Annotated in this window: 18 protein-coding genes, 4 tRNA genes and 1 riboswitch; of the genes, 13 read left to right on the top strand and 9 right to left on the bottom strand. The window is 71.4% G+C overall.

The window, feature by feature from the left end; all coding sequences use genetic code 11:
* The 7 genes from ACIBHY_RS14115 to ACIBHY_RS14085 are packed head-to-tail and all read left to right on the top strand — an operon-like array spanning nt 1 to nt 7,222.
* The gene (locus ACIBHY_RS14115; protein WP_397243390.1) at nt 1–813 is read left to right on the top strand and encodes an SDR family oxidoreductase; all 813 of its coding nucleotides are present in this window, start codon (nt 1–3) and stop codon (nt 811–813) included.
* The gene (locus ACIBHY_RS14110; RefSeq protein WP_397306842.1) at nt 791–2,683 is read left to right on the top strand and encodes a transketolase C-terminal domain-containing protein; all 1,893 of its coding nucleotides are present in this window, start codon (nt 791–793) and stop codon (nt 2,681–2,683) included. Before ACIBHY_RS14115 ends, ACIBHY_RS14110 begins: the two co-directional genes overlap by 23 nt.
* 27 nt (nt 2,684–2,710) lie before the next feature.
* Complete coding sequence (locus ACIBHY_RS14105) at nt 2,711–3,385, top strand: RraA family protein (protein ID WP_397243394.1); 675 nt, start codon at nt 2,711–2,713, stop codon at nt 3,383–3,385.
* Nucleotides 3,386–3,400: 15 nt separating this feature from the next.
* Complete coding sequence (gene rfbD / locus ACIBHY_RS14100) at nt 3,401–4,273, top strand: dTDP-4-dehydrorhamnose reductase (protein WP_397243396.1); 873 nt, start codon at nt 3,401–3,403, stop codon at nt 4,271–4,273.
* Entirely contained in the window at nt 4,270–5,586 is a 1,317-nt protein-coding gene (locus ACIBHY_RS14095; protein WP_397243398.1) for a D-arabinono-1,4-lactone oxidase, read from the top strand. The genes rfbD and ACIBHY_RS14095 overlap by 4 nt, the downstream gene beginning before the upstream one ends.
* Nucleotides 5,586–6,242, top strand: a complete 657-nt coding sequence (locus ACIBHY_RS14090; protein ID WP_397307029.1) for an HAD family hydrolase — start codon at nt 5,586–5,588, stop codon at nt 6,240–6,242. The genes ACIBHY_RS14095 and ACIBHY_RS14090 overlap by 1 nt, the downstream gene beginning before the upstream one ends.
* Entirely contained in the window at nt 6,239–7,222 is a 984-nt protein-coding gene (locus ACIBHY_RS14085) for a branched-chain amino acid transaminase (RefSeq protein ID WP_397306841.1), read from the top strand. Before ACIBHY_RS14090 ends, ACIBHY_RS14085 begins: the two co-directional genes overlap by 4 nt.
* Nucleotides 7,223–7,269: 47 nt before the next feature.
* Here the strand turns inward: ACIBHY_RS14085 and ACIBHY_RS14080 are convergent, their stop codons facing one another.
* Entirely contained in the window at nt 7,270–8,376 is a 1,107-nt protein-coding gene (locus tag ACIBHY_RS14080; RefSeq protein ID WP_397306840.1) for an FAD-dependent oxidoreductase, read from the bottom strand.
* 12 nt (nt 8,377–8,388) lie between these two features.
* The gene (locus tag ACIBHY_RS14075) at nt 8,389–9,720 is read right to left on the bottom strand and encodes a hypothetical protein (RefSeq protein ID WP_397306839.1); all 1,332 of its coding nucleotides are present in this window, start codon (nt 9,718–9,720) and stop codon (nt 8,389–8,391) included.
* 287 nt (nt 9,721–10,007) lie between these two features.
* On the opposite strand from ACIBHY_RS14075, the gene panD reads away from it, so the two are divergent.
* Entirely contained in the window at nt 10,008–10,370 is a 363-nt protein-coding gene (panD, locus tag ACIBHY_RS14070; RefSeq protein WP_397243406.1) for an aspartate 1-decarboxylase, read from the top strand.
* Between the two features lie 327 nt (nt 10,371–10,697).
* Here panD and ACIBHY_RS14065 read toward each other — a convergent pair.
* The 5 genes from ACIBHY_RS14065 to ACIBHY_RS14045 all read right to left on the bottom strand — a co-directional run bounded on the left by ACIBHY_RS14065 (nt 10,698) and on the right by ACIBHY_RS14045 (nt 12,986).
* Nucleotides 10,698–10,772, bottom strand: a tRNA-Val gene (locus ACIBHY_RS14065).
* Nucleotides 10,773–10,794: 22 nt separating this feature from the next.
* Nucleotides 10,795–10,866, bottom strand: a tRNA-Gly gene (locus ACIBHY_RS14060).
* 49 nt (nt 10,867–10,915) lie between these two features.
* A tRNA-Cys gene (locus tag ACIBHY_RS14055) sits at nt 10,916–10,986 on the bottom strand.
* Between the two features lie 16 nt (nt 10,987–11,002).
* Nucleotides 11,003–11,074, bottom strand: a tRNA-Gly gene (locus ACIBHY_RS14050).
* 82 nt (nt 11,075–11,156) lie between these two features.
* The gene (locus ACIBHY_RS14045; protein ID WP_397306838.1) at nt 11,157–12,986 is read right to left on the bottom strand and encodes an N-acetylmuramoyl-L-alanine amidase; all 1,830 of its coding nucleotides are present in this window, start codon (nt 12,984–12,986) and stop codon (nt 11,157–11,159) included.
* Between the two features lie 190 nt (nt 12,987–13,176).
* On the opposite strand from ACIBHY_RS14045, the gene ACIBHY_RS14040 reads away from it, so the two are divergent.
* Nucleotides 13,177–13,464: a hypothetical protein gene (locus ACIBHY_RS14040; protein WP_184962258.1), complete on the top strand. Its 288-nt coding sequence runs from the start codon at nt 13,177–13,179 to the stop codon at nt 13,462–13,464.
* Between the two features lie 26 nt (nt 13,465–13,490).
* Nucleotides 13,491–15,299: a glutamine--fructose-6-phosphate transaminase (isomerizing) gene (glmS, locus tag ACIBHY_RS14035; protein ID WP_397306837.1), complete on the top strand. Its 1,809-nt coding sequence runs from the start codon at nt 13,491–13,493 to the stop codon at nt 15,297–15,299.
* A 3-nt stretch (nt 15,300–15,302) separates the two neighbouring features.
* On the opposite strand, the gene ACIBHY_RS14030 is transcribed toward glmS, so the two are convergent.
* Nucleotides 15,303–16,490 (bottom strand): cytochrome P450, encoded by a 1,188-nt coding sequence (locus ACIBHY_RS14030; RefSeq protein ID WP_397306836.1) that lies wholly within the window; start codon nt 16,488–16,490, stop codon nt 15,303–15,305.
* Between the two features lie 52 nt (nt 16,491–16,542).
* On the opposite strand from ACIBHY_RS14030, the gene ACIBHY_RS14025 reads away from it, so the two are divergent.
* The gene (locus tag ACIBHY_RS14025) at nt 16,543–17,343 is read left to right on the top strand and encodes an SAM-dependent methyltransferase (protein ID WP_397243414.1); all 801 of its coding nucleotides are present in this window, start codon (nt 16,543–16,545) and stop codon (nt 17,341–17,343) included.
* A gap of 34 nt (nt 17,344–17,377) precedes the next feature.
* On the opposite strand, the gene ACIBHY_RS14020 is transcribed toward ACIBHY_RS14025, so the two are convergent.
* The gene (locus ACIBHY_RS14020; protein WP_397243416.1) at nt 17,378–18,760 is read right to left on the bottom strand and encodes an alpha/beta hydrolase; all 1,383 of its coding nucleotides are present in this window, start codon (nt 18,758–18,760) and stop codon (nt 17,378–17,380) included.
* An 80-nt stretch (nt 18,761–18,840) separates the two neighbouring features.
* Between ACIBHY_RS14020 and ACIBHY_RS14015 the strand changes: the two genes are divergently transcribed.
* On the top strand, nt 18,841–19,410 hold the full coding sequence (locus ACIBHY_RS14015) for an ArsR/SmtB family transcription factor (protein ID WP_397243418.1): 570 nt from the start codon (nt 18,841–18,843) through the stop codon (nt 19,408–19,410).
* Between the two features lie 85 nt (nt 19,411–19,495).
* A complete protein-coding gene (locus ACIBHY_RS14010) occupies nt 19,496–20,422 on the top strand; it encodes a Bug family tripartite tricarboxylate transporter substrate binding protein (protein ID WP_397306835.1) in 927 nt (308 codons plus the stop codon).
* A 24-nt stretch (nt 20,423–20,446) separates the two neighbouring features.
* Nucleotides 20,447–20,648: riboswitch (cobalamin riboswitch) on the top strand.
* Nucleotides 20,649–20,677: the final 29 nt, after the last annotated feature.

Below are 20,677 nucleotides of genomic sequence, written 5' to 3'. Positions count from 1 at the left end.
GTGACTGCGCTGAACATCGACCTCACCGGGGAGATCGCGGTCGTCACCGGCGTCCTGGGCCGGCTCGGCGCGGTCTGGACCGACGCGCTGCTCGGCGCGGGCGCCAAGGTGCTCGGCCTCGACATCCACGCCGAGCTGAGCGCGGAGCTGGCCGAGACCCTGACCCGCCACGGCGACGAGCGATTCGTGCTCGCCAAGGCCGACATCACCGACCGGCTCAGCCTGGGCGCGGCACTGGAGTCGTGCCTGGCCGAGCTGGGCCGGCCGGCCATCCTGGTCAACAACGCCGGGATCGACCAGCCGCCGTCGGCCACCACCGGGAGCTGGACGTTCGAGGACATCCCCGACGAGCGTTCGGCGGCCGTGCTGGACGTCAACCTGCACGGCACGCTGCGCGCCTGCCAGGTGTTCGGCGCCGAACTGGCCAGGAACGGCCGGGGCTCGGTGGTCAACATCGGCTCCCTCTACGGGAGCATGGCCCCCGACCCCCGGCTGTACGAGCACCTGCCGCTCGACCCGCCCTTCCTCAAGCCGCCCGCGTACGGCATGTCGAAGGCCGGGGTGTCCGCGCTGACCCGGTACCTGGCCGCGCTGTGGGGCCCGCGCGGCGTGCGGGTCAACACGCTCTCGCCCGGCGGCGTGCTCGGCGGCCAGGACCCCGAGTTCCGCAGGAAGTTCAGCGCCAAAGTGCCCCTGCAGCGGATGGCCCGCCACGAGGACCTGGCGGGCCCGCTGCTCTTCCTCGCCTCCAACCAGAGCAGTTACGTCACAGGAACGGAGTTGCAGGTCGATGGCGGCTACGTCTGCTGGTGAGACCCGCACGCTGGCCTGGGTGCCGGTCAGCGAGATCACGCGCGTGCTCGGCGGCATCGAGGACCCCTGCCGCCGGGCCCACGCCTTCGCCTCCCTCACCAGGATCAACACCCTCTACATGATCATGCGCGCCGGATCCGGGCATCTCGGGTCCAGCTTCAGCGCGGCCGACGTCATCAGCCGGCTCCTGCTCGAAGAGCTGCGCGAGGACGACCTGTTCTTCTCCTCCAAGGGCCACGACGCCCCCGGCCTGTACGCTGCGCTGATCGGCCTCGGCAAACTGGAGGAGGACCTGCTGCACCGGCTGCGCCGCCTCGGCGGCCTGCCCGGCCACCCCGACGTCGGCACCCCGCACATGCCCTTCAACACCGGCTCGCTCGGCATGGGCATCTCCAAGGCCAAGGGCGTCGTGCTGGCCAACCGGCTGCTCGGCCGCGACCAGCGCGTCTACGTGCTGACCGGCGACGGCGAGCTCCAGGAGGGCCAGAACTGGGAGGCCCTGGCCGGCGCGGCCCGCTCCGGCATGGGCGAGCTGACCGTCATCGTCGACCACAACAAGATCCAGTCCGACACCTGGGTACGCGACGTCAGCGACCTCGGCGACCTGGAGGCCAAGTTCACCGCGTTCGGCTGGGCCGTCCTGCGGTGCGACGGGCACGACCAGGAACACCTGGCCGCCACCTTCGCCCGCCGCGCCGACGAGCACGCCGACCGGCCCGCCGTGATCATCGCCGACACGGTGAAGGGCGCGGGCTGCGCGCGCTTCGCCGCGACCTCGATGCGCGAGGACGAGTGGCGCTACCGCTTCCACAGCGGCGCGCCCGCACGCGAGGACTACCTCGCCGCGCACGGCGAACTCCTCGAAGCCGCCCGCGACAGTTGCGGCCCGTTCGGGCTGAGCACCGGCGAGGACCGTCCCCCCGTCAAACTCCAGACACCCAAACTCCCCGAGGTGTACGGCGAAGCCCTCGCCACCCTGGCCGCCAGAGACGCCCGGGTGATCGCCTTGGACGCCGACCTCGTGCTCGACACCGGCCTGATCCCGTTCTGGCGCCGCTTCCCCCTGCGCTTCGTCGAATGCGGCATCGCCGAGCAGGACATGGTCTCGATCGCCGGGGGCCTGGCCTACCGGGGGCTGCTGCCGTTCGTGCACTCCTTCTCCTGCTTCCTGCACGCCCGGCCGAACGAGCAGATCTACACCAACGCCACGGAAGGCCGGAAGGTGATCTACGTCGGGTCGCTGGCCGGGCTGCTGCCCGCCGCTCCCGGCCACTCCCACCAGGCGGTCCGCGACGTGAGCGCGCTGGCCGCGATGCCCGGCCTGGTGATCCTGGAGCCGGCGAGCCCCGAGGAGACGCGGGCCGCGGTCGACTTCTGCGCGAACACCCCGCAAAGCGTCTACCTCCGGCTGGTCAGCGTGCCGTGCCCGCCGGAGACCGCCACGCTGCCCGCCGCGCCGCTCGTGCCCGGCCGGGGCACCGTCGTGCGCGAGGGCGGCCGGACGGTGGCCATCGGCTCGGGCCCGATCGTCCTGGCCCAGCTGCTGCGCGCGGCCGAGGCGCTGGCCGCGACCGGCCTGGAGCTCACCGTGGTCAACCTGCCCTGGCTCAACCGCGTGGACGCCGGCTGGCTGGCCGACCTCGCCGGCCGCGCCGACCGGCTGTTCGTCGTGGAGAACCACTACACCAGGGGCGGCCAGGCCGACGTCGTCGCCAGGACGCTCCTGGAGCTCGGCCTGCCCGGCCCGCCGGCCTTCCTCGGGATCGGCGTCGAGGACGTGCCCCGCTGCGGGCGCGACGACGAGGTGCTCGCCGCCCACGGGCTGAGCGCCGAGCACCTGGCCGACACCATCCGCAAGCACCTTTCCTGACCAGCGCCCCTCCCTGAAAGGACCACCGTGGAGACCATTTACAACGACGTCGAGCGCCCGCCGCGTGAGCTTGTCGACGCCTTCCGCGAGGTGTTGAAGGAGTACAGTCCGAGCTGCCTGGTGACCGACGCGCGCCGCCGTACCGGAGCCATCGGGGGATTGCTGCCGGTGCTGCCGCACCACAAGATCGTCGGGCCCGCGATCACCGTGAACCTGTCCATCGACGACCTCGTCGACTGCATGCCGGTGCTGAGCAGGGCGCAGCCGGGCGACGTGATCGTGCTCGCCTGCCACCGCTCCACCAGGACCGCGATGTGGGGCGGGCTGATGTCCACGCTCTCGCTGAAGGCGGGCGTCGCGGCCGGGATCGTGGACGGCGCCATCCGCGACGTCGACGAGATCCGCGACCTGAACTTCCCGGTCTGGTACCGCGGCACGGTGCCCAGGCCCTCGCCCACCGCCGTGCACAACCGCACGGAGCCGGTGCAGGTGAACGTGCCCGTCGTGGTGGACGGCCAGGTCATCCACCCGGGCGACATCATCGTGGCCGACGAGAACGGCATCGCCGTCGTCCCCTCCGCCGACGCCCAGGACGTGCTGGAAGGCACGCGGGTGCAGATCGGCAAGGAGAAGACGATCCGCGACAAGATCAACTCGGGGGCGACCGTGTCCGAGCTGCTGGCCGAGTTCGGCCACCTGTAAAGGAGACGCGGGGGAATGCGGATCTACCTCACCGGAGCCGACGGGATGCTCGGCACCGCACTGCGCGCCGCGCTGGCCGCCGACCCGCTCACCGCGGGCTGGGACGTGCGCGGCGTCTCCGTGGCCGACTTCGACATCGGCGATCCCGGGGCGGTGCGCGACTCCGTCGAGGGCTTCGCGCCCGACGTCGTCGTCCACACCGCCGCGCACGCGATCGTCGACGAGTGCGAGGCCGACCCGCAGCTCGCGCTGCGCGTGAACGTGGCAGGCGTCCGCAACGTCGCGGACGCCTGCCGCAGGACCGGCAGCCGCCTGGTCTACGTCTCCAGCGACTACGTCTTCGACGGGGCCGACACCCCCGACGGCGGCTACCGCGAGACCGACACCCCGGGCCCGCTCAGCGTGTACGGGCTGAGCAAGCTGGCCGGCGAGCGCATCGTGGCCACCGTCGACGACCACCTCGTCATCCGCACCTCCTGGCTGTTCGGCGGCAGCGACGAGCGCACCGACAACGTGCTCGCCATGATCCGCCAGACCGAGCGGGGCGAGCGCGTACGCCTCATCCACGACCAGTTCAGCTGCCCCACCTACACCGTCGACCTGGCCCGCGCCATGGTGCTGCTGCTCAAGCGGGGCACCGCGGGGACGCTCCACGTGGCCAACACCGGCTCGGCCAGCTGGTTCGACGTCGCCAGGGTGGCGCTGGGGCGCGAGGGCCGAGCCGCCGAGCCGGTCGCGCTCGACGACTGCGGCTTCCTCGGCCGCCGCCCGCGCAACTCCACCCTGAGCACCGGCCGCCTGAAGCACCTCGGGATCACCATGCCGGACTGGTCCGACGCGGTCTCCCGCTACCGCACCCACCTCTCCACAGGGAACGGGAGAACATGAGCAACCGACCCACCTGGCGCACCTGGTCGGGCACCGCGCGCTGCGCACCCGCCACGCTGCTCGCGCCGACCCGCGAGGAGGAGATCGTCCACGCGGTGCGCACCGCGGCCAAGGCCGGCCGCACCGTGCGCCCGGTCGGCACCGGGCACTCCTTCAACCAGCTGGCCTGCACCGACGGCACGCTGCTCGACCTGACCCGCTTCCGCGGCGTCGCCGGCGTGGACCGCGCCGCCGGGACCGTTACCGTGCGCGCCGGAACCTCCTTACACATGCTCAGCACCGCCCTCGACCGCGCCGGGCTGGCGCTCGGCAACCTCGGCACCATCGCCGCGCAGACCGTCGCAGGGGCGCTGGCCACCGGCAACCACGGCACCGGCCTGGCCCATCCGCCGTTCTCCGGCCAGGTCACCCGCCTGCGCCTGGTCACCGCCGACGGCTCCGTACGCGAGTGCGACACCCGCGAGGACCCCGAGCTGTTCCGGTGCGCGCGCACCTCGCTCGGCGCCCTCGGCGTGATCACCGAGGTCACGCTGCGCGTGGTGCCGCGCTTCAACCTGCGCGCCGTGCTCGGCCGCGAGCCGCTCGACGGGCTGCTCGAACGCTTCGGGGAGTGGGCCGGCAGCGCCGAGCACGTCTCGTTCTCCTGGCTGCCGTGGGCCGACAGCGCCGCCACCCGCGCACTGGACCGCACCGCCGCGCCGCCCACGCCGCGCGCCGCGCTGCACCGCTACGACAGCACGCTGGCCGAGGTCCGCTGCGGCCTGTCCGGCCTGGCGGGACGGCTGCGCCCCGGCATCGTCCCCCGCCTGGGCCGTACGCCCGCCACCGGCGAGCGCGTCTCCTACGTGGACACCGCCCACCGGGTCTTCGCCTTCCCGCAGCCGATCAAGTTCCTGGCCATGGAGCACGCGCTGCCGCTGGAGAACATCCCCGCCGCGCTGGCCGGGCTGCGCGGCGCGCTGCGCCGCTTCGGCCACTACTCGCCGTACTCGGTGCTCGTGCGCGTCGGCGCCCCCGACGACTCCCCGCTCAGTCCCGCGTACGGCCGGCGGACCGGCTACGTCAACCTGTGCGTGCCCAGGACGGCGGGCTACATCGAGATCCTGCGCGTCGCCGAGCCCGTCCTGCGCGACCTCGACGCCCGGCCCCACTGGGGCAAGGCGCACACCGCCACCGCCGAGATCCTGCGCCCGCGCTACCCGGAATGGGAGAGCTTCGCGCGCGTGCGCGCCGCGCTCGACCCCGACGGCGTGTTCGCCAACGACTATCTCGGCCGCGTCCTCGGCCCCGTCCACGCAGGGCAGCCCGCGTGATGGCCGTCCGGGGACTGTTCTTCGACTTCGACGGCCTGCTCTGCGACACCGAACGGGCCGCCAGGCAGTCCTGGCGCGACCTCTACGCCCGCTTCGGCCTCGCCTTCCCCGAGTCGGTGTGGGCGGCGATGACCGGACGCTCCTCCGGCGCCGAGATCGCGGCCGGGCATCTCGGGCGCACGCTCGGCCGCGCGGTGACCGAGGAAGAGGTCGCCTGGCGGCTGGCCCGCAAGCAGGAGCTGTCCGACGCCGAGCCGCTGCGGCCCGGCGTACGGGCGCTGGCCGGGGAGGCCGCGCGGCGCGGCATCCGGCTGGCGGTGGTCTCCGGCTCGCCGCGGACCTGGGTGGCCGGGCACCTCGGGCGGCTCGGGGCGCTCGAGTGGTTCGACCACCTGGTCACCGCCGACGGCGGCATCGCGGTGAAGCCCGCTCCCGACCTGTACCTGCTGGCCCTGCGGCGGTGCGGGCTGCGGGCCGAGGAGGTGCTGGCACTGGAGGACTCCGAGGTGGGGGTCGCCGCCGCGCGGGCCGCCGGACTGCGCTGCGTCGCCGTGCCCAGCGCCGCCGGCCGCCACGCCGACCTCGGCGCCGCCAGCGCCGTTCTCGACACCCTGTACCAGATCTCGCTCGACGGCCTGGAGGTGGCGGCCGCATGACGCACGCACTGGAGAGCCAGGCACTCGACTCCCTGGCCGCCCGCGGCAGCGGGCACCCGGAGTGGATCTGGCGCGACGGCGCCCTCGTGCCGTGGGAGCAGGCCACCGTGCACGTCAACGCGGTCGGCCACGCCTCGGTCGCCGCCGTCTTCGAGGGCATCAAGGCCTACCTCGCCGCGGACGGGCGCCGCCTGCTGGCCTTCCGGCTCGACGACCACCTGCGCAGGTTGTTCGACTCGGCGCGGCTGTGCCGGCTCGACCTGCCCGGCAGCGTGGACAGCCTGCGGGAGGCCATTCTCGGCCTGCTGCGCGCCAACGCCTGCCGTACCGACACCTACATCCGGCCGTGGGCCTTCCCGCGCGGCGTGATCCGCGAGCAGATGGTCCCGGCCGGCACCCGCTGCGAGATCGTCGTCGACAGCTGGCCCTTCCACAGCCACCTGCTGACGCCGCGCGGCTGCCGCGCCGCGGTCAGCTCGTGGATCCGGGTCAGCGACGCGTCCATGCCGCCGCGGGCCAAGACGTTCTCCAACTACCACAACGGCCGGCTGGCGATGATGGAGGCCAGGGAGAACGGCCACGACTGGCCCATCCTGCTCAACGACCGGCACAAGGTCAGCGAGGGTCCCGGCGCCTGCGTCGCCCTCGTGCGCGACGGTACGGTGATCACCCCGTCGCTGACCAGCGGCCTGCTGGCCGGGCTGACCAGGGACAGCGTCTGCGCGCTGACCGGCGACCTCGGGCTGGCACTGGAGGAGCGGGAGGTGGACCGCAGCGAGCTCTACCTGGCCGACGAGGTGTTCTTCATGGGCACCGCCTGGGAGATCCTGCCGGTCACGACCGTCGACGGCCGCCGCGTGGGCGACGGGACGATGGGACCGGTGACGGCGCGGCTGGAGCGGGAGTACGCGGCGATCGTGCGCGGACGCTCCGAGCGCCACCCGGAGTGGCTGACCGAGATCCCGCTCGACCCCGGCTGAGGGGGCCCGCCCGGACCGCCGGGCCCCCTCGCCGTTCAGATCGCCGTTCAGATCGCGAAGGACTTCACCATGTCGACCGTCTCCCGCGCGCACCCCCACGAGAAGCTGAACCCGGCGCCGCCGTGCGCGTAGTTGTGCACGATCCGGGTCCCCGGCTCGCTCTCCAGGCAGACGTTCTGCTTGCGGAAGGGCCGCAGGCCGGCGCGTACCGGCTCGACCGGGTCGATCTCCGCCTTGCCGATCGCCGGCATGAACTGCACGCACCGGTTGTACATGTCGCGTACCGGCTGGTGGTTGTCGAGGTTGATGTCGGTGCTCCACTGGTCGGGCTCGGCGAGGCCGCCCAGCACGACGAGGTTCTCGCCGCGGGGCACGATGAACACGATGTCCTGCTCGTCCCCGTTGCGCTCGTCGTGGGAGACGCAGTGCGCCTCCTCGATCTTCGGGATCCGGGTGCCGTCGTTGAGCACCCGCACCAGCGCGCCGCGCAGCGGGTACATGGGTACCCCGTGCAGTTCCGCCGCGCCGAGGCCGGTGCAGTTGACGATCGCGTCCACGCCGTACGCCTGGTGCAGCTCGCGCTCCTGCTCACGCAGCAGGCCCGAGACCCGCGCCCGCACGACCTTGACCCCGGCCTCCTCCGCCTGCCGCAGCAGCCAGCCGGTGTAGGTGTCGGTGTCGATCATGGGGGCGAGGTGCCGGTAGGCGTCCTGGATCCCGTACGTCGGGTTCACGCCGTTGGCCGAGGCGAGGCCGGGGTCACGCTCGAACCCGCGTACCCTGACGGCCAGTTCGTTCATCTTGTTCTGGTCGTGGACGTGCTGCTCGACACGGTGGGTGAAGTAGAAGTTCGAGACCCGCATGAACACGCCCGTCGACGGGTCGGCGGCGAGGCCGTCGAAGATCTCGTACGACTCCATGCACCACCCCTTCGAGCGCGACAACGAGATCTGGTCATGGTGGTAGCCGCACACCGCCGGCGGCCACTCCCACAAGGCGCCCGCCACCACGGACACGCACTGCGAGGCGTCCTTCTCGGCGGCGACGACGACCTCGAACCCGGCCCGCGACAACGACAGGGCCGTGGTCAGGCCGCTCACCCCGGCGCCGATCACAAGGACGCGCTCGGCCCGTTTCCTGATGATGTCGGTCATGGCTGCAACCCCTCATTCGTGCGGAAAGGTGAAGACGCTGGTGGTACGCATCGGCGGCTGCGTGGACGGGCTGATGATCGGCCCCGAGCCGGCCGGGATGGCGCGGATGAACGACGAGCCCGCGTAGCCGCGGTCGGTGAAGAAGAAGCTCCAGGCGGCGATCCAGTCGGCCACCTCGCCGCTGCCGGCGTCGCAGACCGGCTCGGACTGCGGCGTCACCCGCCGCTGGACGATGTAGCCGTCGCCGGTGTGCGCCGCCACCGCCTCCCGCCACTCCCGCTCGCCGGCCGCCCACCCGGCGACCGTCCCGGTGCCGGCGTAGCCGACGCGCGGCTTGAGGATGAGCGAGTCGCGCTCGGCCAGCGCCTGCTCGACCACGTCCGCGCCCGACAGGGCCCGCGTCCACGGCAGCACCCGGTCGATCAGCGCGGCCTCCTCGGCCGTGAACGCCTCCCGCCAGCGCGGGTCCGACAGCAGGTACATGCAGCCCTTGTTGGAGTAGAGATAGCTGTCGAGCGTTGAATGGAGAACAGTCCGGCCCGATTCGTGGGCCCGCACAATCGGCTCCAAGAGCTCTTCCCCTGACGGGTCAGAACATATTTCGTCGACCGAGAAATAGCGCAGGACCATGTCGACCGGCGTGCCGTCCAGAAAGAGCTTTCCGGCCTTTTCCTTGAACTGCCCTGCCTCGGCGAGCCGTACGTCGAGACCGGCCGCGCCCATTTGCTCCCGCAGCACCTGCATACGGTGCCCATAGGCGGCCAGGCCGTCCGTCCATTCGGTCATGGCCACCACCGGGCTGTCGCCTTCCGCCACGGGCGCGGCGATGTCGCGCAGGGCGGCGGCGAACTCGGCGGCCGTGTCGGAGAACCCGAGCCGGTGCTCCTCGGCGAAAGCCCGGAACTCGGGCACCTCCAGCAGCGCCCGGTTGACCGCCGCCTGGTCGAGCCCGCCGAGCGCGCTGCAGATGTTGAGCTCCAGCAGCTTGAACGCCGAGCCGTCGAAATACACGTCAGGCCGGGCGTACCTGGGCGGATTGCGGGTCGCGTTCCTCGTCATGACCGCGGCGTGCCGGGGACTGACACCCAGCGTCGCGCAGTACGCCGCCAGGTCGCCGTCGAACAACCGCCACGGCAGCGACACCAGCAGATCCAGGAACGGCCGCAGATCGGCGGCGAACTCACGCAGCCGGGCCTCGCCGGCGAACCACGGCCGATCCGCCAGCCGCTGCCCGTAGGCGTGGGCGAAGGCCGGGGAGAACGGCGCCCGCCGTACCGCGTCACGCAGGCCGGAGCGCTCGTCCAGACATTGATCGATGTAATGCTTGGTCACGGAATTCGGCATGGCGGAATCCCCTTCTGAACATACGTGGGAAAACGGCGCGCCCGTACGGCGTGCGCCAGAAGTTCATCCCCGATTACCCCTTGGACGCGACGTTATGGGCCCCGGCGGCGGCTGCCAATCTATTCGGGCTGAGCCGAATCGAGGGCCTTTCAGTATTCCTTAAAGATGCACCGCAGAGTTTTTCGCTGGTCGTCGGGGGTGGGGCTGGATAAACTCGGCGCGGGCGTCGGCCCTGTATCCATCGACTTTCCGACGGCTTTCCATCGACCCAGACAGGGGCTCACCGCATGTTGCGCACCTTCATGAATTCCAAGATCCACCGGGCCACGGTCACCGACAGCGACCTGAACTACGTGGGCTCGCTCACGCTCTCGCCCGAACTGCTGGAGGCGGCGGGTATCGGCGTGCACGAACTGGTGCACGTCGTCAACGTCAACAACGGCGCCCGGTTCGAGACGTACACGATCCTTGGGACGCCGGGCGCCAACGAGGTCGTGGTGAACGGCGCCGCGGCCCGGCTCGTCCAGCGCGGCGACACCGTCATCATCATCACCTACGCCCAGCTGGCCGAGAACGAGATCGCCGAGCACCGGCCCCGCGTCGTCCTGGTGGACGAGCAGAACCGCATCCTCGAACCCGCCTTGACCTGACCATCCAGGAAAACCCGGCGCCGGCCCCGCCCGCCGGCGCCGGGGACCCCTCCTGGGGGCATCCTGTCCGGGTGACGACTCACGGGGACCGTTCCGCTGCTCCGCTCCGCCCAGGCGGTCCGACCGGCGAGGTGCGGTTCAAGGGCGATGAGGGAAAGAGCGGGCGCCGGCCTTCCGGATGATCCTGCTCTGGGGAGCTGCGTGCCGCCGAGATCACCGGACAGTGGCACGGGATGGCGGCGTCCGGAGGCGCGTCGAAGGTGAGCAACCAGGTGCGCGAGCGGGGCGAGGATCCTGGACGGGCTGAGACTGGCCCGGTGGCCGTGCTGGTGGACGATACTGGGATTGAACCAGTGACCTCTTCCGTGTCAGGGAAGCGCTCTCCCGCTGAGCTAATCGTCCTGGGATTATTCAGTTGTTCACGAGCGGAAGACGGGATTCGAACCCGCGACCCTCACCTTGGCAAGGTGATGCTCTACCACTGAGCCACTTCCGCATGGCGCTTGACCTACTTTAGCGGATCCTGGCGGTCCGCTGTACAACCGAGGTGGAGACGGGATTTGAACCCGTGTGGACGGCTTTGCAGGCCGCTGCCTCGCCTCTCGGCCACTCCACCAGGAGATCGCACTCCGAGCGGAAGACGGGATTTGAACCCGCGACCCTCACCTTGGCAAGGTGATGCTCTACCACTGAGCCACTTCCGCGTGTGTCCGGCGGCGAGCGCCGGTCACGGGAAAACCATATCGCTTCCGTGGAGTGCCCGTGCGCAACGCGCGTGTGCGCGCCTCACCTGACGACCCGTACGTCCTCCGCCCGTACGAACATCACCCGGTGCCCGAGCTGGATCTGGTGGTAGCGCAGCCGGCCCTTGACGGTGTCGTGGTGGGCGGGGTGGATGGAGTCGGCGCGGTGGTAGGTGCCGGTCAGGGTGAGGTCCGCGGAGTAGGACTGGCCGCGGCGGATGACGTAGTTCAGGGGGACGTGGCGCTGGAAGCGGCTCCTTGACCCGGCATAGGCGGATTTTTCGGGGTACGCCCGGCCGTACACCCGCACCTTGTCCTTCACCGGTGTCACCAGCGGGCCCTCGGCCGGGATGGCGGTCGGTGCGGACGGCGGGTTGCGGAACCAGGCCCTCTGGCCCAGGTACCAGATCGCGGTCCACTCGCCCTCGCGCCCGGCCACGGCGAAGCGCTGGCCGGTCGAGGCGCGGGCGCTGTGGTCGTACACGCTGTAGGTGCTGTCCTTGCCCACGCGCTTGCCGATGTCGTCGACGAGCGGCGCGTCCTCGCGCGGCGCGGTGCGCAGCCACACCGACGCCGAGCCCTGCGACGGGCAGGCGCGGGCGGGGCGCTTGCTCGAACAACCGGTGTAGCGCTCGCGATGCTCGTCGAAGTCGGGGCGGATGATCACCGAGTCGCCGTTCCCCGCCGGCTTGAGCGGGGCGTCCATGAGGGCGAAGTAACGGGCCCAGTCCCAGTACGGGCCGGGGTCCTCGTGCATGCCGGGCACGGTGCCGGGGGTGGTGCCCGGCACGTTGTCGTGGCCGATGATGTGCGCGCGGTCGAGCGGCACCTTGTACACCGACGCCAGGTGCTTCACCAGCCGTGCCGACGAGCGGTACATCGCCTCGGTGTACCAGGTGCCGCCCCGCGCCAGATAGCCCTCGTGCTCGATGCCGACGGAGCGCGAGTTGATATCCCAGTTGCCCGCATGCCAGGCAATGTCGCGATTTCGCACGTGTTGGGCGACATGTCCGTCGCGGGAGCGGATGGTGTAGTGCCAGCTGACGTATCGGGGGTTGCCCACCATGGACGGCACGCCCGCGTAGGAGCCCTCGGTGTCGTGGATGACGATGTAGTCGACGCGCCGCGGCCGGTTCAGGCGGTCGTGGTTGCCGTAGTCCTTCTTCTTGCCGAACTTCTTGAAGGCCGCGGGCATCCACTCGCAGTCCAGCGACGCCGGGCACTCGGCCGGGTTGGCCGCCTTCCGCATCGGGCGCGCGGGCGGCACCGCCTCGGGCGCGGCGGTCAGCCGGACGAGGGAGCCGTCCTCGGTACGGCGGGCTGCACCCGTCCTCATCAGCGCGAACACCTCGTCCGCGAACCCACGCGACCCCGCGTACCGCACCACCGCGTCATACCAGTCGGCCGGTGCCGTGCTGGGCCGCGCCTGATAGGAGGCCAGCAGCGCCGCCCCGCCCTTGATGTTCGCGGCCGGATCGCGCCGCAGCCGCGCCGCCCCGATCCCGCTCAGCCGCGCCGCCTCCCGCAACGTGTCCTCGGAAGCCTCGGAAGCCTCGGGAACCCCGGGAACCTCGGGGGTCGCGGTCAGCCGCATGGGGCGGGCGTCGTCGCCGCGCGGGTCGCCGTCGTGATGACGGCCTTCCGGTACGGCCGCGCCCCCGTCCACCAGGTGCATGGGCCCGTACCCCCCGGACACGCTCGGCCGCCCGGCATGGTCGTCCCACCGCGACTGCAGGTAGGAGACCCCGAGCAGAACGCTGACCGGAACGCCGTACTCCCGGGCCGCCTCGGCGAAGTCGCCCTGCCGTCCGGGCTGGGGGGTGGGTGCGGTCAGGAGGCCGGTGGCGAGGGTGAGGGCGATCCAGTGTGGCATGAAAACTCCCACGGAAAGGCAGCATGCAACTACATAGAGTAATCATGCCCTGTGAGAAGAGTGTCACCCGGGGCGTGCGATGCGTATGTGGTCCGATTTTGCGGCCTTGCGAGGCAAAGGCATGGGACGAAGTCGCCAATTCCTGCCCGATTTCGGGCAGGAAGTTGTTTGAACGGTCCCCAGATGCGTAATGTCCTCGACTGTGTCCACGGCACGGCATCCCTACGAAGAGCTCATCGCGCACCTGACCAGGACCAGTCCGCTGGGCCCCGGTGAGGCGGCCCGCGTGGTCGCCGAGGTGCTGGCGTACTTCTCCGAAACGGTGGAGGAGTTCGTCCGGCGGCGGCACGCCGAGTTGAAGGCCCGCGGCCTCACCAACGACGAGATCTTCCCCAGGATCGCCGCCGAGTTGCCGGGACGCCGGGTCGCGGCACCGGAGCTGTCCCTGCGCCAGCTGCGCCGCATCGTCTACGGATAAGAGAGGACGCCCGTATGTGCGGAATTGTGGCTTATGTCGGTCCGAAGGACGCCGCCCCCATCCTGCTGGAGGGGCTGCAGCGCCTGGAGTACCGCGGGTACGACTCGGCCGGGGTCGTCGTCTCCAACAAGGGATTCAAGGTCCGCAAGGTCAAGGGCCGGGTGGCCGACCTGGCGCAGGCCGTACCCGCGCGGTTCAAGGGCACGCTCGGCATCGGTCACACGCGGTGGGCCACCCACGGCGTGCCCAGCGACGTCAACGCCCACCCGCACCTTTCCGCAGACGAGCGCGTCGCGGTCGTCCACAACGGCATCATCGAGAACGCCACGGAACTGCGCGCCAAGCTGGAGGCCGACGGCGTCGCCTTCGTCTCCGAGACCGACTCCGAGGTGCTCTCCCACCTGATCGCCCGCACCGTCGAGGAGACCTCCAGCCTGGAGGAGGCGGTCAGGAAGGCGCTCAAGAGCGTCGTCGGCACCTACGGCATCGCCGTCCTCGACGCCGAACGGCCCGGCGAGGTCGTCGTGGCCCGCAACGGCAGCCCGATTGTGCTCGGCATCGGCGAGAAGGAGATGTTCGCCGCCTCGGACGTGGCCGCGCTGGTCCGCTACACCCGCCAGGTCGTCCACCTGGAGGACGGCGAGCTGGCCGTGCTCAAGGCCGACGGCTTCCACACCTTCGCCAGCGGCGGCCTGGAGACCGCGAAGGAGCCGCTGACCGTCGACGTCGAGGCCGGGCACTACGACACCGGCGGCTTCGAGCACTACCTGCTCAAGGAGATCTCCGAGCAGCCCGAGACCGTCGCGCGCACGCTGCGCGGCCGCCTCGACGAGCGCTTCCACATCGCCCACCTGGGCGGGCTCAACATGGACGCGCGCGAGACCCGCTCCTTCCGCCGCGTGAAGATCATCGGCTGCGGTTCCGCCTACTACTCCGGCCAGATCGGCGCCCAGCTCATCGAGGAGCTCGCCCGCATCCCCGCCGACGCCGAGCCCGCCTCGGAGTTCCGCTACCGCAACCCCGTCGTCGACCCCGACACCCTGTACGTCGCGATCAGCCAGTCGGGTGAGACCTACGACACGCTCGCCGCCGTCCAGGAGCTCAAGCGCAAGGGCGGCCGTGTCATCGGCATCGTCAACGCCGTCGGCAGCGCCATCGCCCGCGAGGTGGACGGCGGCATCTACCTGCACGCCGGGCCTGAGGTCTCGGTCGCCTCCACCAAGGCCTTCACCTCGACGGCGGTGGCGTTCGCGCTGCTGGCCCTGCACTTCGGCCGCGTGCACGACCTCTCGCCCGCCGACGGCCGCCGCATCGTGGACGGCCTGGCCAAGCTGCCCGACCAGATCGAGGAGATCCTCAAGCAGGGCGACCGGATCAGGGACTTCGCGCGGAAGTACGCGGGCCGCCCGTCGATCATGTTCGTCGGCCGGGTGCGCGGCTACCCCGTGGCCAGGGAGGGCGCGCAGAAACTCAAGGAGATCTCCTACATCCACGCCGAGGCCTACCCGGCCAGCGAGCTCAAGCACGGGCCGCTCGCGCTCATCGGCCCCGAGATGCCGACGGTGGCGATCGTCCCCGACGACGAACTCCTGGACAAGAACCTCACCACACTCGGCGAGATCCGCGCCCGCGGCGGCAACGTCCTCATGATCGGCCACCGCGAGCCCGACGCCAAGCTGGCCGACGACGCGATCGTCGTGCCGAAGAACGAGATCGAGCTGGACCCCATCCTGCTGACGATCCCGCTGCAGCTGCTGGCCTACCACGCCGCCGTGGCCCTGGAGCGGGACGTCGACAAGCCCCGCAACCTGGCCAAGAGCGTCACCGTCGAGTAGGGGCTACCTGCGCACGGGCAGGTGGAGCGGGCGGACCATGATGCTGCCCACCGTCCATTCCACCTCCTCGGCCGGTACGGCCAGCCGCAACCCCGGCATGCGCGCGGCCAGCACGCCCAGGAACTCCTGCACTTCCGCCGTGGCCAGGTTGGCGCCCGCGCAGTAGTGGGCGCCGCGGCCGAAGGAGAGGTGCGACTGCCCGGCGGCGCGGTCGAAGTCCATGGTGGCGGGGGAGGGGAAGACCTCGGGGTCGAAGTTGGCCCCGGAGAAGGAGGCGATGACGCCTTCGCCCTTCCTGATCGGGCCCGAGGGCAGCTCGACGTCCTCGGTGGCGACGCGGATGAGCGGGCTGTCGCCGGGCTGCTCCACGCGGAACAGCTCCTCGGTCGCCTTCGGGATCACGCCGGGGTCGGCGACCAGGCGTGCGAAGCCGTCGCGGGGAGCCAGCAGCCGCAGTGCCGCCCTGGACAGGATCGAGCCGGTCGTCTCGTGCCCGGCCAGGAACAGGCCGAGCGTCATGCGGACGAGCTCTTCCTCGGTGAGCCGGTCGGCGCCGTCCCTGGCCTCGATCATGGCCGCGAGCAGGCCGTCGCCCGGGGCGTCGCGGTGCTCGGCGATCATCGTGGCGCAGTAGGCGTAGAACTCCGCGGCCGAACCGGCCTTCTCCTCCTCGGTGAGTCCGGAGGAGGAGAGCATGGCGTCCGACCAGCGCCGCACGCGCTCGCTGTCGATGCCGGGCACCCCCATGACATCGCAGATCACCTGGACGGGCAGCGGGAAGGCGAACTCGGTCACGAAGTCGAACTCGGCGGGCAGCCGGTCGGCGAGATCGGTGGCCAGCTCGCGCAGGCGGGGGCGCCAGCCGTTCACCTGACGCGGGGTGAAGGTGCCTGACAGCAGGCGGCGCAGCCGGGTGTGGCCGGGCGGGTCCATGCCGATCAGGCCGCCGGGCGCCTCGGCGATCGTGAAGCCGCTGAACATGCGGGGCGCGCCGGGGTAGGACAGGTCGCGGCTGAAGCGCGGGTCGGTCAGCACCACGACGGCGTCCTCGTAGCGCGTCGCCAGGTGGACGTGGTCGCCGCTCGGTACCCGGACCAGGCCGAGCGGTTCCTTCTCGCGGCGGACGGCGTACAGGTCCGATGGGGCACCCCTCGGACCGGACGGAAAGGGAAAATGCTCTAAATCGGCCATGAATCGGACGGTATCCAGTGAAGTCATGGCTGAGAAGACCTAAGATCATGATGTGGCCTTCGACCCGCAGACGCCGAATCTGGCGCGGATGTATGACTACATGCTCGGCGGCAAGAACAACTTCGGCGTCGACCGCGACGCGATCGACCAGCTGTCGAAGCACATCCCCGAGGCCATCCCCATAGCCAGGGCCAACCGCGCCTTTCTGCAGCGGGCGGTGCGGGCGCTGACCGAGGCGGGTGTCAGGCAGTTCCTCGATCTCGGCAGCGGTCTGCCCACGCAGGGCAACGTGCACGAGATCGCGCCCGAGGCCCGGGTCGTCTACGTCGACAACGACCCGGTCGTGGCGGCCCATGCCCGCGCGCTGCTGGAGGAGTCGGGCCGGGTCGTCTTCCTGCGCGCCGACCTGCTGCGGCCCAGAGAACTGCTGGCCAGCCCCGAGGTGACCGGGTTCCTCGACCGGACGGAGCCGGTCGCGGTGCTGCTGGTGTCGATCCTGCACTTCGTCCAGGACGCCGACGACCCGGCGGGCATGGTCGCGGTGCTGCGCGAGGCCGTGCCGCCGGGCAGCTACTTGGTGCTCACCCACGCGGTGCCGACGCTCGGTGACCCTGAGGCGGAGGAGGAGGCCAAGAACATCTACCGTGGCTCCTCCGCCGGCGGGGCCGTGGGGCGTACCGAGGCGGAGATCCTGGGCTTCTTCGGCGACTTCGAGCTGGTCGAACCGGGACTGGTCGAGGTGACCGAGTGGCGTCCCGACGCGCCCCGGCTGGTGGGTGAGGACCGGCTGCCGCCGTACCTGCGCGCCGCGATGGGCCGCAAACCGGGTCACAGCACGAGCCGTCCCCACTAGCCCGGTCACGGCGCCCCCGCCCCCACCCGTCCGGTCACGGCGTCAGCAGTCCCCAGTAGAGCGCCCAGGGCAGGAAGGCGGCGGCGCCGGTCAGCAGGACGGCCAGCCGTACCCGCTCGGAACCGCGGGCCCGGCGCGCGGCGGGCACCGTGAGCACGGCCGCGACCAGCGCGAGCACCGCGAGGGCCTGCAGGACCAGCCAGACGAGCGGGCGGCCGGCCACCAGCGGGCCGGGCGAGCCCAGCTTGCCGCCCGTCATGACCGAGTAGAACAGGTAGGCCAGCGCGCCGAAGGCCGCCACGGGCGCGGCGATCGCCACCGTCCGCGGCCAGCGCGCCCCCGCTTCCGCCGGGGTACGGCCCCGCACCCGCCTGACCAGCGCCCACACCGGGTAGCCCAGGAAGGCCACGAGGAACAGCAGGAGCGCCCCCACCTGCACCGCGGCCGACTCCCACCAGGCCGGCGGCGGGACCGCGACGGTCATCGACGCCTGGCCGGGCAGTTCGCCCACGCTCTCCGCGGTCGGCAGCCGCCCGGCGGCGACGCGCTTCACCCAGGTCCCGACGGCCTCGGCGTAGCCGGGCGCGAGCTCGGGGGAGCGGGTGACGCCGCGGTCGGGCGTGAGGTGGGCGGCGTGGTCGGCGCCGGCGAAGTAGCGCAGCGTGTAGTTCTCGTGCGCGAGGCCCTCGGCCAGCAGCCCCGGGGTCTCCCGCGGCGGGGTGAGCAGGTCGTGGGCGCCCCAGATGCCGAGCACGGGCTGGGTGACCCGGGCGAGCACGGCCTGCGCGTCGTGCCAGGGCATCGGGAACTGCCCCGCCCCGGCCAGCAGCCGGTAGACGGCGGGTACACCGCGGTCGGGCACCGGGCCGCTGACGCCGGCGTTGCGCAGCCCGGCGGCGACCGCCCAGGTCTGCTGGCGCAGCGGCTGCATGGCGTTGCCGCCGACGATCACCACGAAGGCGACGTCCTTGGAGCGGGTGGCGGCCAGCGGGGCGACCCAGCCACCCTCGCTCAGGCCCCAGATGCCGACGTTGCCCCGATCGACCCCCGCGAAGGCGCGCAGGGCCGCGTGCGCGCCGAGCGCGTCGCCGGCCAGTTGGCCGTAGTCGCGGACGGTCATCGAGTAGCCCTCGGAGCGCTTGTCGTAGACCAGCACGGCCAGGCCCTGGCGGGCGAAGGCCTCGGCCTCGGTCATCAGCTTCGTACGCGGGGTGCCGCCGCCTGATCCGTGCACGAGCACCAGGCCGGGCAGCGGCCCGCGCGCGCCGGAGGGGACCAGCACGCTGCCGTGCATCTGGAGCCCGCCGCTGCCGCGGAAGGAGACCTCGGTGACGGTCAGCCCGTCGGCGGCCAGCGCGGGAACGGCCGGAACGAACGCGCAGACGAGCGCGAACAACATGATCACTAACCTCTTCATGCTGCCGACGCTACTCTGCAGAGATTTGTCGGCAAAGACATGTCTGCAGAAATCATCCGGCAGGACTAAGCTCTCTCCTCATGAGGGATGAGGATGGGGCGCCGCTGTATCTCGACGATCACGAGCGTCTGAAGGCCCTGGCCCATCCGATGCGCCGGCGCATGCTGTCGCACCTCAACGTGCACGGCCCCGCCACCTCCACCACGCTGGGCGAGCTGCTCGGCGCCAAGACCGGCACGACCAGCTACCACCTGCGCCAGCTGGAGAAGTACGGCTTCATCGAGGAGATTCCCGAGCGTTCGGCCGGCCGCGAGCGCTGGTGGCGCAAGGCCGACATGCCGCGCGACATCCGCACGCCGAACTTCCGCGACGTGGCGCCGGAGAGCCGCGCGGTGCTGGAGGAGTTCTACCGCATCGGCATGGCCGAGGACCGCGCGCTGATGGACCGCTTCGGGGCCGCCTACCGGCGCGATCCCGACTGGGCCAAGGCCTCACGGGGGTTCGGCCGGATGACCAAGGAGGGGTTCGACGCCTTCTTCGAGGAGTACATCGCGCTGCTGTCCAAGTACAGTCACCAGGCCGACGACGCGCCCCCGGACGCCCGCCCGCTCTACATCAGGTTGTTCGCGCTGCCGGCCGATGAAACGTGAAGAGTGCCCCCCGATGTGTAACACCGTGTGATCTGCCAATAACCTCATGTAATGGGAGGTCTATCGGGGTTCGGGGAGGGGCATCATGCGGCGTCGGCAGTTCTTCGCACTCGGGCTCGGCCTGGCCGCCTGTGTCTCCGGATGCGCCGGCGCGGGTGGCGGCGCGAACGGCCTCGGCCCCGTCGGCGTCGTCCCCGGCGGTGAGCGATGGGCCGCGGTCGCACAGGCGCTCTACCGCACCCTGCGCAGGACCGGCTACCCCGCCACCGGCACGGGCGGCACGACCACCGTCACCGTCACCGGCCTGCCCGCGCTGGCCGCCGCCGAGCTGAACGACCAGCGCCCCATGCACGTCGCCACCACGCCGCTGGCCAGGCTCACCGGCAACGTCGAGGTGCTGGTGGTGCCGGCCAACTCACGGCTGAAGGACTTCGACGCCTTCGCCGCCCACCTGCTGGCCCAGCCGGAGCGCACCTACCTGGCCGGCGGGCCCCTGGGCGAGCCCGATCACCTGCTGTTCGGCCTGGTGGCGCAGGGGCTCGGCGTGGACGTCAGGAAGATCGACTACACCGGCTACCCGGGCGCCCAGGAGGTGGCGGCAGCCATGCAGGGCGGCAAGGTCGCGGCGGCCACCGGGCGGCTGCGCGACTGGCGGGCCCGGCTCGACTCCGGCCGGATCAGGCCGCTGGCCGTCTCCTCGGCCGCCCGGGTCCCCGGCGTCGACGCCCCCACGCTCCTGGAGTGCGGGGTTCGCGTCGACTTCGCCGACTGGTGCGCGGTGGTCGGGCCCGCGGCGATGGACGGCGAACGGCGGGGCGCCGCGGTGCGCATGATGGAGGAGGCGACCCGGTCGGCGCCGTGGCACGAGGCCTGCCGTAACGGGGGCTGGGAGGCCATCCCGCTCAGCGGCGACGACTTCTCCACATGGCTGGCCACCGAGTCCGCCCGTACCCGCAGAGTACTCCGTGAACTCGGCATGCTCGACACGCCGAGCACAACATACCGGGGATAGTTGCGGGATCGGCCACTAGATGTAGGATCCTGCACTGTCGCTGGTTCGCCTCCCCGGAGGCGGAGCAAAAGGGAACCTGGTGCGATTCCAGGGCTGCCCCGCAGCGGTAAGCGGGAACGACCGCCGTCATCAGCACTGGACCATGGTCCGGGAAGCGACGGCCAGTAGGACTCACGCGTTGAGACGCCCGCGAGCCCGAAGACCTGCCAGCGGTTGTCCTGTCCATTGGGCCTCGAGGGAGGGCCCGGGGGCTGC

It is taken from the genome of Nonomuraea sp. NPDC050547 (assembly GCF_044457345.1).
In the GTDB taxonomy this organism is placed as follows: Bacteria; Actinomycetota; Actinomycetes; order Streptosporangiales; family Streptosporangiaceae; genus Nonomuraea.
The sequence above is the reverse complement of the archived record's forward strand: the minus strand, read 5'-3'. Positions and strand labels throughout refer to the sequence as shown.

Excerpts from the sequence above, each read along its gene's own strand:
- ACIBHY_RS14110 (WP_397306842.1), top strand. The coding sequence starts at position 791 with ATGGCGGCTACGTCTGCTGGTGAGACCCGCACGCTGGCCTGGGTGCCG.
- rfbD (WP_397243396.1), top strand. The coding sequence starts at position 3,401 with ATGCGGATCTACCTCACCGGAGCCGACGGGATGCTCGGCACCGCACTG.
- ACIBHY_RS14095 (WP_397243398.1), top strand. The coding sequence starts at position 4,270 with ATGAGCAACCGACCCACCTGGCGCACCTGGTCGGGCACCGCGCGCTGC.
- ACIBHY_RS14090 (WP_397307029.1), top strand. The coding sequence starts at position 5,586 with ATGGCCGTCCGGGGACTGTTCTTCGACTTCGACGGCCTGCTCTGCGAC.
- ACIBHY_RS14085 (WP_397306841.1), top strand. The coding sequence starts at position 6,239 with ATGACGCACGCACTGGAGAGCCAGGCACTCGACTCCCTGGCCGCCCGC.
- ACIBHY_RS14080 (WP_397306840.1), bottom strand. The coding sequence starts at position 8,376 with ATGACCGACATCATCAGGAAACGGGCCGAGCGCGTCCTTGTGATCGGC.
- ACIBHY_RS14075 (WP_397306839.1), bottom strand. The coding sequence starts at position 9,720 with ATGCCGAATTCCGTGACCAAGCATTACATCGATCAATGTCTGGACGAG.
- panD (WP_397243406.1), top strand. The coding sequence starts at position 10,008 with ATGTTGCGCACCTTCATGAATTCCAAGATCCACCGGGCCACGGTCACC.
- ACIBHY_RS14045 (WP_397306838.1), bottom strand. The coding sequence starts at position 12,986 with ATGCCACACTGGATCGCCCTCACCCTCGCCACCGGCCTCCTGACCGCA.
- ACIBHY_RS14040 (WP_184962258.1), top strand. The coding sequence starts at position 13,177 with ATGTCCTCGACTGTGTCCACGGCACGGCATCCCTACGAAGAGCTCATC.
- ACIBHY_RS14030 (WP_397306836.1), bottom strand. The coding sequence starts at position 16,490 with ATGGCCGATTTAGAGCATTTTCCCTTTCCGTCCGGTCCGAGGGGTGCC.
- ACIBHY_RS14020 (WP_397243416.1), bottom strand. The coding sequence starts at position 18,760 with ATGAAGAGGTTAGTGATCATGTTGTTCGCGCTCGTCTGCGCGTTCGTT.
- ACIBHY_RS14015 (WP_397243418.1), top strand. The coding sequence starts at position 18,841 with ATGAGGGATGAGGATGGGGCGCCGCTGTATCTCGACGATCACGAGCGT.
- ACIBHY_RS14010 (WP_397306835.1), top strand. The coding sequence starts at position 19,496 with ATGCGGCGTCGGCAGTTCTTCGCACTCGGGCTCGGCCTGGCCGCCTGT.